A 262-nucleotide genomic window follows, 5' to 3' on the forward strand; every position below is an offset into this window, starting at 1 on the left:
TCTTCAAATACCCCAGCTGCAAGACCTCCATACAGAGCAAAGATATACGGGTTGGTGCTCCATCTCAATTCAGTCCCAGTTGGAGCAAGAACGAGGAAATGGACGATTTTTTCTAAAATTTGTGAAAAAACAATAAAGATAAGAATACCAACAAGTAAGGATCTCCATGACATCATCTTTTTTCTTTGTAAATATACCATCAAAAGAACAGGAACTATGACAGCAAGGAATATTTGCAGAGATACACCTATATAGATAGAAT

The 262-nt window shown here is 36.3% G+C and carries 1 protein-coding gene; it reads right to left on the reverse strand.

Features of this window, described 5'->3' with window-relative positions; translation table 11 throughout:
- Window positions 1-262: YhfC family glutamic-type intramembrane protease (locus tag HU755_RS27175; RefSeq protein ID WP_186638340.1), on the reverse strand; the 262-nt coding region annotated here is incomplete at both ends.

Source organism: Pseudomonas sp. SWRI111, from assembly GCF_014268555.1.
In the GTDB taxonomy this organism is placed as follows: domain Bacteria; phylum Pseudomonadota; class Gammaproteobacteria; order Pseudomonadales; family Pseudomonadaceae; genus Aquipseudomonas; species Aquipseudomonas hamedanensis.